The organism is Micromonospora sp. KC721 (assembly GCF_004348355.1).
In the GTDB taxonomy this organism is placed as follows: Bacteria; Actinomycetota; Actinomycetes; order Mycobacteriales; family Micromonosporaceae; genus Micromonospora.
On record NZ_SMJY01000053.1, the window covers coordinates 21,324 to 29,853 of the forward strand.

An 8,530-nucleotide genomic window follows, 5' to 3' on the forward strand; every position below is an offset into this window, starting at 1 on the left:
GTTTTGACGGTCATTGCTGACCTGCGTAGGCTGGAGCGGCTGCTCTGTCGCCCTCTGCTAGGGTGATGGGTGCTTGCTGTCCGCGAGCGGATTTTCGCGCCGCCGAGGTCCAGCGTCGCCGGGCAGCACCGATCGGAGGCCACCCGCCGAGGTGACCTTGGACCACCACACGACCCCGGCGATCCCGCGCCGTGGACGTACGAAAACGGAGAGCCTGACGTGAGCAAGCGCACCTACCAGCCGAACAACCGCCGGCGCGCGAAGACCCACGGCTTCCGGCTGCGCATGCGCACCCGTGCCGGCCGCGCCATCATCTCGACCCGCCGCACCAAGGGCCGCGCCCGCCTGTCGGCCTGAGCCGACCGGGCCCGTTCCGGGGGACGTGGGCAGTCGTGCTGGCGGCCGCACAGCGACTGCGGCGCAGTACCGACTTCGCCGCAGCGGTCCGGGGTGGTCGACGCGCCGGACGCGGTGCCGTCGTCGTACACCTGACTCTGCCGACCCCTGAACCCGCCGCGACGATCTCGATGAAGCCGGCGCGGGGTGCCGGTGCGGAGTTGACCTCCGCGCCGACCCGCGCCGGCTTTGTCGTGTCCAAGGCGGTGGGCCCCGCTGTGGTCCGCAACAAGGTCCGCCGCCGGCTGCGGCATCTGGTCCGCGAACGGCTGGCCGCCCTGCCGGCGGGCAGCACCCTGGTGGTACGCGCGCTGCCCGCCGCGGCCGAGGTGTCGTACGCCCGGCTGGGGGCCGACCTGGACGCGGCGGTCGACGCTGCGCGGAGGCCCCGCGAGCGGCGGTCGCGGTGAGCGGCGGATCCGCCGGGCCGCGGCCGGCCAGCCTGGGTGCCCGGGTGCTGAGCGGGCCCATCGTCGCGTACCGTCGTTGGGTAAGCCCGGCGCTGCCGGCCCGCTGTCGGTTCCACCCGTCGTGCAGTGCGTACGCCCTTGAGGCGGTGGCCCGGCACGGTGCGTTCCGGGGAACCGGGCTGACGGTCCGGCGGTTGTTGCGCTGCCATCCTTTTCACCCCGGCGGATATGACCCGGTGCCGGAGCCGGGCGACCGCCGCCGTGCCGACGTGACTGGAGCCTGAGTGTTTAGTCTCGACTGGATCTACTACGCGATCTCGTGGATCCTGCTGACCTGGCATTCGGCCTGGGACGCCATCGGGGTGTCGGCCAGTGCGGTGATCGGCACGAACTGGTCCTGGATCCTGGCCATCGTCTTCCTGGTGGTCACCGTCCGGGTGATCCTGTTCCCGGTCTTCGTCAAGCAGATCAAGTCGCAGCGGGCCATGCAGGCGCTCCAGCCCAGGGTCAAGGAGCTGCAGGAGAAGCACAAGGGTGACCGGGAGACGCTCCAGAAGGAGATGATGGAGCTCTACCGGAAGGAAAAGGCCAACCCGTTGATGGGCTGCCTTCCGATGTTCCTCCAGATCCCGGTCTTCCTCGGCCTGTTCCATGTGCTGAAGCGGCTGGACCCCGCCAACCAGGGCAAGACGCGGTATGGCTGGCTTGTGGACCAGTTCGAGAGCGCCTCGCAGGCGAAGTTGTTCACCGCTCCGATTGCCGGAAAGTTCGGCTCCACCGCAGACGAACTGGCCCGACTCGGCGCCAACGGCACCACCGTCAAGGTCATCGCCGGAATCCTGGTCCTGGTCATGATGGGCACCACCTATCTCACCAGCCGCCAGATGATCCTGAAGACCGGTTGGGCGGAGGACCCGCAGCAGCGGATGATCCAGCGACTGATGCTCTACGGCATCCCCCTGTCGCTGCTGGTCTCCGGCGCGATCTTCCCGATCGGTGTGATCATCTACTGGGTCACCAACAACCTCTTCACCCTCGGCCAGCAGCAGTGGGTGCTGCGGAAGTTCCCGCCCCTGGTGACCAACACCAAGCCGGGCACCACCACCGCCCGCAACCCGGTACAGCCAGCCAAGACCGGTGGCTTCCTCAACCGGAACAAGCCCGCCTCGACTCCCGCCGCGCCGGCCACGCCGAAGATCGCTGGGCCGAAGCCGGGCGCGAAGCCGACGAACCCGAAGAAGGGTGGCCGGCCGGCCAAGCGGCAGGGCTGACCCTCCTGGGCCGCCACCGGAACCACCGGTACGGCGGCCCTCCGGCAACCGTGCAGCCGCCGTACGGCCGGCGCCGGGCCGGAACCGCCGCGCGCCGCGCGGTCACGGGCGAAACCGCCCGTACAGACGTGCCGGTGGGCACCGGCCATCTCCTGCCGGTGCCCACCGGAAACCAGCGGACCCGACGGTCCGTCCGAGCGAGTACGGAGATGAGACCGTGACCGACACCAGCATCCCCAGCGCCGAACAGTCCGTGGATGAGGAGACCCGGGCCACCGTCCCCGGCGACGAGGAGCCCACCGAGACGGAGACGGGCACGCCGAAGAAGGCCGTCAGCGAGAGCGACCTGTTCGCGCAGAGCGAGATTGCCGCCGACTACATCGAGGGCCTGCTCGACATCCTCGACTACGACGGTGACATCGACGAGCTGGTCTCTGCCGGACGTCCGGTCGTCGAGGTGGTCGGCGGCCGGCTGCAGAACCTGGTCGGTCAGCGGGGCGCCACCCTGGAGGCCCTTCAGGAGCTGGCCCGGCTCGCGGTGTTCCGGCAGACCGGTAGCCCCAGCCGCCTGCTGCTCGACATCGGCGGCTACCGGGCCACCCGGCGCAAGGAACTCGCTGCGGTGGCCCGCAACGCCGTGGAGAAGGTCAAGGAGCACGGCGAGCCGGTCCGCCTGGAGCCGATGTCCGCCTTCGAGCGCAAGTGCGTGCACGACGTGGTCAACGCGATCAGCGGCGTGGCGAGCGAGTCCGAGGGTGTCGAACCCAACCGCCGCATTATCGTCCGGCCGGCGGACTGACCCGGGTGACTCACGACGCCACGACGGGTGCCACGCCGTCCGGGCCGCCGGCCGCCGGTGCCCTGTCCTCGCCGGCCGACGCCGTCCTCCCGGCGGAGCTGGCTCCCGCCGCGGCCACGCTCTTCCGCGACCGGCTCGACCTGGCCGCCGCTTACGCGGAGCTGCTCGCCACCGATGGGGTGATCCGTGGCTTGATCGGGCCTCGGGAGGCACCCCGGATCTGGGACCGGCACCTGCTCAACTGCGCTGCGGTGGCCGAGCGCATCCCCGAGGGCGCCAGCGTCATCGACGTCGGGTCGGGGGCGGGGCTGCCCGGTGTGGTGCTGGCCATCGCCCGCCCTGACCTTGAGGTAACCCTGGTCGAGCCGCTCGCCCGGCGTACCTCGTTCCTGGTGGAGACGGTCCAGCGGCTGGGGTTGGCGCGGACGGTGCGGGTGTTCCGGGGCCGGGCCGACGAGGCGGCCGCGAGCGGAACCGGGCTCGGCCCGTTGAGCGCCGACGTCGTCACGGCTCGGGCGGTCGCACCGCTGGATCGGCTCGCCGGGTGGTGCCTGCCGCTGGCCACGCCGGGTGGGCGGCTGCTTGCTCTGAAGGGGTCGTCCGCCGCCGACGAGATCGCCGAGCACGCTGCTGCGGTGGCCCGGCTCGGCGGCGGCGAGCCGGAGTTGCACCACTGTGGGGTCGGGGTGATCGATCCGCCGACCACCGTCGTTGAGGTCGTCCGTGAGCGGGTCGTCCGTCCGCCGGCGGCGAAGAAGGCCCCGAAGCGGTCGCGGGGCGGCCGTAAGCGGTCTGGCTGATTATCGATCTGGCGTCGGAGTGCTTCCGGCACCCGGTCAGGGCGTGGCGGTCCCCCGCCGGCCGGAGATCCGAGATGGACCCGCCGCGCCTGTCCCCCGTAGGCTGGCCGCGCGTCGATAGTGTGGAGCGGGCGGGCACCGGGCGCACCGGATCCCGACCGCTCCCGCTGGGCCGTACGCTCCGCGGCGCGAGCGCGGCGTGCGGCCCGGTAGACGGGGTGCGGACCGACCATCCGGAGCGGGCAGGGATGACAGGTGCATGACGACGGCAGGTACGACGATCCACGGGTGAACCGCCCCGAGGGACTTCCTCCCGGCGCGGACCATGTTTCACGTGAAACCGAGCAGGTTCCCTGGCCCGCCGACGGCCAATCCGGGTCCGTCGGCCCGCCTGAGCGAGACCAGGCGGTACGCCGTGTCCCACCAGCGGTCGGCGCGGCCCGGCCCGCCCCCCGGTCGTACGTGCCGCCGCCCGCCACGGCGGAGGGCGACGGTCGGCCGGCGAACGTCGTAACCGGACGCGCCGCCCCGGTGCGCCGCAACGCCGGTGTGCCCACCCGGTTCGAGACCCAGGTCGGCGCAAGCGTCCCACCGCTCGTCCCGCAGCAGTCGCATCCGGGTGCCGGATCGGATAACCCGCCCGCCGTCGTCGACACGCCGGGCCCGGCCACCGGGGTGGTCGCGGACCCCGCGCCCGCCGCCGCGTACGTTTCACGTGAAACCCCGACGCGCGAAGAGGATGACCCACCGTTGGCTATGGAGGCGATGCGCGCCGTGCAGATCCTTAACCCCAGTGGCGAGGTGACCATGCCTCGTCCCGAACGGACGCGGGTGATGTGCGTCGCGAACCAGAAGGGCGGCGTGGGGAAGACCACGACCACGGTCAACCTGGCGGTGGCGCTCGCCCTGCACGGAAACCGGGTTCTCGTGGTCGACCTCGACCCGCAGGGAAACGCGTCGACCGGCTTGAACGTCCCGCACCACACGGGGGTGCCGGACGTCTACGACTGCCTGATCAACAGCGTGCCGCTGGAGGAGGTGGCCCAGGAGGTCGAGGGCATCCCCAACCTCTACTGCGTGCCGGCCACCATCGACCTCGCCGGTGCCGAGATCGAGCTGGTCTCGGTCGTCGCCCGGGAGTCCCGGCTGGCTCGGGCCATTGCCGCCTACCCGGGGCACTTCGACTACGTCTTCATCGACTGCCCGCCGTCGCTCGGCCTGCTCACGGTCAACGCGTTGGTGGCGGCACAGGAGGTGCTGATCCCCATCCAGTGCGAGTACTACGCCCTGGAAGGGCTGAACCAGCTCATCAACAACATCAACCTGGTCCGCCAGCACCTCAACCCGATGCTGGAGGTCTCCACGATCCTGCTCACCATGTACGACCGCCGTACCCGGCTGGCCGACGCCGTGGAGCAGGACGTCCGCAACCACTTCGGCGACAAGGTGCTCCAGGCGGTCATCCCGCGCAACGTCCGCGTCTCAGAGGCACCGAGCTACGGACAGTCGGTGATGACCTACGATCCGGGGTCGCGGGGTGCCACGAGCTACTTCGAGGCTGCCCAAGAGATCGCCGAGCGTGGCGTCAAGGAGCCGGTGAGCCGGAATGCGTAGTGCGGACAAGTCGCTGGGAGGCGTCGCATGAAGAACCGACCCCGTGGCGGTCTGGGGCGAGGACTCGGGGCACTGATCCCGACCGGGCCGGCACCGGCTGCGCCGGGCGCGGTCGCCACCGCTCCCGAGCCGGATCCGACCCGCACTGCGCCAGCGGCATCCGCAGAGACGCTCGCTGCTCCGGCGACGCCGGCGGTCACCCCGCAGCCCGAGTCGCAGTTGAGCCCGGTGCCGGGGGCCCGATTCGCCGAGATCCCGGTCGACGCGATCATGCCCAACCCGAAGCAGCCACGGCAGGTCTTCGATGAGGATGCCCTGGAGGAGCTGAAGACCTCCATCCAGGAGGTCGGTTTTCTCCAGCCGATCGTCGTGCGGGCCCTCGACGCCGACAAGTACGAGCTTGTCATGGGCGAGCGCCGATGGCGGGCGGCCCAGGCGGTGGGCCGGGAGAGCATCCCGGCGATCGTCCGGGACACCAAGGACGACGCGATGCTCCGGGACGCGCTCCTGGAGAACATCCACCGGGCCAACCTCAACCCGCTGGAGGAGGCGGCCGCCTACCAGCAACTGCTGGAGGAGTTCGGTGCCACCCACGAGGACCTGGCCCGGCGGATCGGCCGTAGCCGGCCCCAGATCTCGAACACCATCCGCCTGCTGAACCTTCCGCCCCAGGTGCAGCGACGGGTCGCCGCCGGGGTGCTCTCCGCCGGCCACGCCCGGGCACTGCTGAGCCTCGACGAGCCGGAGGCACAGGAACAGCTCGCCCTCCGTATCGTCGCCGAAGGACTCTCCGTACGTGCGACCGAGGAGATCGTGGCGCTCGCCCTCTCCGACGGCACGACGAAGGCACCGGCGGCAAAGCGGCGGCCCAAGCCGGTGGCGCCCGCACTTACCGATCTGGCCGACCGCCTCTCCGACCGGTTCGACACCCGGGTGAAGGTGGACATCGGCCGGAGCAAGGGAAAGATCACCATCGAGTTTGCCACAGTCGACGACCTGGAACGCATCGTCGGCATCATCGGCGTCGGTCAGGAGGCAGAGACCGGAGAGGACTGACTTCTCCGGCTCGATCGGCCGTGCTTCCATCCGGGAGGCACGGCCGATTTCGGTTCGACGGCAGGTGTCGTCCGGGTCGTTCCGGTGCCTTCGTGCGGCTGACTCGGCGAGTGCGGACGCAGTGGCTGCGGTGTAGCGGACGGCGGTGCCAGGAAGGGGGCGGCAGGGAGGCGGCTCAGGGCTCGGTTTCGAGGAACTGGGAGAGCCGCAGGGCGAGACGTCCCAACTCTCGGTCCGCCTCGACACCGAACAGCAGAGTGGCGGACCACGGCGCGAACGACGGTGCGATCTCCGCCGCCCGCAGGGTGACCGCGAGCGACACGCGCCCGAACCCGTCGTGCGTCGCTTCGACGGTGAGCTGTCCCCGCGCGGAGGTCCAGTGGCGTACGCCGTCCCAACCGCGCCAGCCGGCGGCCAGCCTCGCGAAGAACTCGGACAGTCGGACTGTCTGCGGGTTGACGAATATCCCGTCGAGCTCGACCACGGCTGTTGCGGTCATGCCATCGCCATGCAGCTCGGTGGGCAGGGCGAGCACGTAGCCGTCGCCATACGGATCCTGCGGCGGATAGAGAACCCAGCGCGAACCACTACCCGACTGGAGGACGAAGGACTCGCTCATCGTCGGTCAGCGTAGGCCCGCTGGCCGGGATTGTCGCGCCGCCGGGTACGCCTCGACCGTCAAGCCTGGTTTCACGTGAAACGCGGCCCACAACGGCTCGGTTGGTTCCACGTGAAACGCGACTCAGGCGGACTTGGCCGACGCGTCGCCCGCCCACCCGGCTGACGGGCAGTCGTCCACCTGGCTGCGGCAGTTACTCGGCCACGGCGTCGGGGGCCAGCCCGTTGACGAATCAGTAGGGACGTTTCGGAAGAGCTACCGGCGATTCCCGGCCGAGAAGCAGCCGTCCGGGCGCTCGCTCGTTGTAAGAAAAGAAGCCGGCGCGCGGGCTGTGGATGAGGCGTGAGTTATCCACAGCGGTTTTCCACAGGCAGGCTCCGTTTCACGTGAAACAAGCTGTCCCGCAGCACGCTGAGCTGTGGATGACGGGGTGTGCTGGCGACCCCAGCAGCCTGTGGACAACTCCTCTCCAGCGCCCGGATTCCGTCCACGGCGACGGCCGGGCACCGGTGATCAGTGCCGTTCGGGGTAGGGACAGGGGGTGACCGACTCGGCTAGGGTCAGCGTCGTGCCCGACACCCCTCCCGCACTTCCCGACTTCACCCAGTGGCCTTCGTTTCCCTTCGAAGGCGACCTCCGCATCAAGCCCCTCGACGATCCGGCGCCGGTCGAACCGCCCCGCAAGGGCGAGGGGTACCGGGAATGCACTGCCTGCAACGCCCCTGACGAGGCATACATCTGGGTGGGTGAGCGGTGGCGGGTCCGCGCCATGGACCGCCCCACCGGCCTCCCGATGGTGCTGATCCTCGAATCCCGGTCCCATCTCGACCTCGGCGACCTGCCCAACCTGCTCGCCGCCGAGTTGGGGGTAATGACCGTACGCCTGGAGCGCGCCATCCGGTCGCTGGACGGCGTCGCCCGGGTGCACGTCAACCGGTGGGGGGACGGTTCAGCGCACCTGCACATGTGGTTCCTGGCCCGGCCGTACGGGCGGCTCCAACTGCGTGGCACCTTCCTCTCCCTGTGGGACTCGATTCTGCCGCCGATCTCCGAGTCGCAGTGGCGGGAGAACCTGGCCATGGTGGCCGCCTGGCTCGCCGAGTTCGGTGGCCGTCCGCTCGCCGAGCCGCCGCGCATCCAATGGCAGGCCCCCTCCAGCCTCGCCGAGTCGGTGGGTAGAGAGGTGGTCGACGTGGAAGAGGCCGTATCGGTGATCGAGTCCGAGGAGGAGAGGCCCGTGGCGGAGGACGAGGCCGCCGCTAACGAGAGCACCGAACCGTCGGGTTCCGCCGACGAGCCCCACGTCACCACAACCACCGACGAATCCGTCCCGACCGGCGACACCACGACCAGCGACGAACCCGGTGCCCTCGGGGACGCGCAGAGCGGCGACGAACCGGCTCAGTCGCACGTGCGGGACGGTGATGACCAACCGCAGCCAGCCGTACCGGACGACGACAATGGCCCGGCTACCGCTGCCGCCGGCAAGCCGGACGAGCGGCGATCCCGGGCCGGCTGACGACCGTGCACTGCCCCACCACGTCGACGAGGCGACGGGCCGGGTG

General features: G+C 70.4%; 10 protein-coding genes. 9 read left to right on the plus strand and 1 reads right to left on the minus strand.

All coding sequences use genetic code 11. The features are described from left to right. Positions 1 to 219 precede the first annotated feature (219 nt). The 8 genes from rpmH (at position 220) to E1182_RS12250 (ending at position 6,346) form a co-directional block, all read left to right on the plus strand. Positions 220 to 357 (plus strand): 50S ribosomal protein L34, encoded by a 138-nt coding sequence (gene rpmH, locus E1182_RS12215; protein ID WP_132264196.1) that lies wholly within the window; start codon positions 220 to 222, stop codon positions 355 to 357. A gap of 35 nt (positions 358 to 392) precedes the next feature. Continuing rightward, positions 393 to 806 carry a ribonuclease P protein component gene (gene rnpA, locus E1182_RS12220; RefSeq protein ID WP_132264199.1) on the plus strand — a complete coding sequence of 138 codons (414 nt, stop codon included), beginning with the start codon at positions 393 to 395 and terminating at the stop codon, positions 804 to 806. A gap of 44 nt (positions 807 to 850) precedes the next feature. Continuing rightward, positions 851 to 1,090 carry a membrane protein insertion efficiency factor YidD gene (yidD, locus tag E1182_RS12225; protein WP_207921372.1) on the plus strand — a complete coding sequence of 80 codons (240 nt, stop codon included), beginning with the start codon at positions 851 to 853 and terminating at the stop codon, positions 1,088 to 1,090. Then, positions 1,091 to 2,077: a membrane protein insertase YidC gene (gene yidC, locus E1182_RS12230; protein WP_132264203.1), complete on the plus strand. Its 987-nt coding sequence runs from the start codon at positions 1,091 to 1,093 to the stop codon at positions 2,075 to 2,077. Between the two features lie 217 nt (positions 2,078 to 2,294). After that, positions 2,295 to 2,876, plus strand: coding sequence for a R3H domain-containing nucleic acid-binding protein (locus tag E1182_RS12235; RefSeq protein ID WP_132264205.1), 582 nt, complete (start codon positions 2,295 to 2,297; stop codon positions 2,874 to 2,876). Between the two features lie 62 nt (positions 2,877 to 2,938). Further along, entirely contained in the window at positions 2,939 to 3,676 is a 738-nt protein-coding gene (rsmG, locus tag E1182_RS12240; RefSeq protein WP_243706190.1) for a 16S rRNA (guanine(527)-N(7))-methyltransferase RsmG, read from the plus strand. A gap of 531 nt (positions 3,677 to 4,207) precedes the next feature. Further along, on the plus strand, positions 4,208 to 5,290 hold the full coding sequence (locus E1182_RS12245) for a ParA family protein (protein ID WP_371687541.1): 1,083 nt from the start codon (positions 4,208 to 4,210) through the stop codon (positions 5,288 to 5,290). A gap of 27 nt (positions 5,291 to 5,317) precedes the next feature. Next, a complete protein-coding gene (locus E1182_RS12250) occupies positions 5,318 to 6,346 on the plus strand; it encodes a ParB/RepB/Spo0J family partition protein (RefSeq protein WP_132264209.1) in 1,029 nt (342 codons plus the stop codon). A 175-nt stretch (positions 6,347 to 6,521) separates the two neighbouring features. Here the strand turns inward: E1182_RS12250 and E1182_RS12255 are convergent, their stop codons facing one another. Further along, a complete protein-coding gene (locus tag E1182_RS12255) occupies positions 6,522 to 6,965 on the minus strand; it encodes a DUF6228 family protein (RefSeq protein WP_132264211.1) in 444 nt (147 codons plus the stop codon). A gap of 568 nt (positions 6,966 to 7,533) precedes the next feature. Between E1182_RS12255 and E1182_RS12260 the strand changes: the two genes are divergently transcribed. Continuing rightward, positions 7,534 to 8,484 carry a hypothetical protein gene (locus tag E1182_RS12260; protein ID WP_132264213.1) on the plus strand — a complete coding sequence of 317 codons (951 nt, stop codon included), beginning with the start codon at positions 7,534 to 7,536 and terminating at the stop codon, positions 8,482 to 8,484. Positions 8,485 to 8,530: the final 46 nt, after the last annotated feature.

What these genes read in the sequence shown, in the direction of transcription:
- E1182_RS12250 (WP_132264209.1), top strand. Translation starts at nt 5,318, where the DNA reads ATGAAGAACCGACCCCGTGGCGGTCTGGGGCGAGGACTCGGGGCACTG.
- E1182_RS12255 (WP_132264211.1), bottom strand. Translation starts at nt 6,965, where the DNA reads ATGAGCGAGTCCTTCGTCCTCCAGTCGGGTAGTGGTTCGCGCTGGGTT.